This is a genomic window from Clostridium pacaense, from assembly GCF_020709765.2.
GTDB classification, from domain to species: domain Bacteria; phylum Bacillota; class Clostridia; order Lachnospirales; family Lachnospiraceae; genus Enterocloster; species Enterocloster hominis.
The window spans coordinates 1-255 of the sequence record NZ_JAJFEB020000148.1 but is presented as its reverse complement, the minus strand read 5'-3'; the positions used below and the strand labels follow the sequence as shown (position 1 = coordinate 255).

Sequence of the window (255 nt, the reverse complement as noted above, 5' to 3'; positions counted from 1 at the left end):
CGAACATCCATCCTTAAATACCAGCATTCACGGATAAAATGAATGGAAGCGGTTACCTGTAACACTGGAACGCATCACGCCTGCAAAGTGGACACTGCTTGTGCCAAGGGGAAAAATATTGTTGGCCGTGACCAGAAGTCCTCCAAAATTCTGGGCATAGATTAAATACCCTTTATACCCGGCCCCTATGAGGTTATCGGTTGTTTTTGATGCCTGCCCCGAACCGCGCAGTTCGATACAGTTGCCGCATTCAGC

1 pseudogene is annotated in these 255 nt (G+C 48.2%); it reads right to left on the bottom strand.

From position 1 onward, the window contains the following. Window positions 1–27 precede the first annotated feature (27 nt). Window positions 28–255: pseudogene (locus LK536_RS58865) on the bottom strand (right-handed parallel beta-helix repeat-containing protein); the annotation flags it as partial.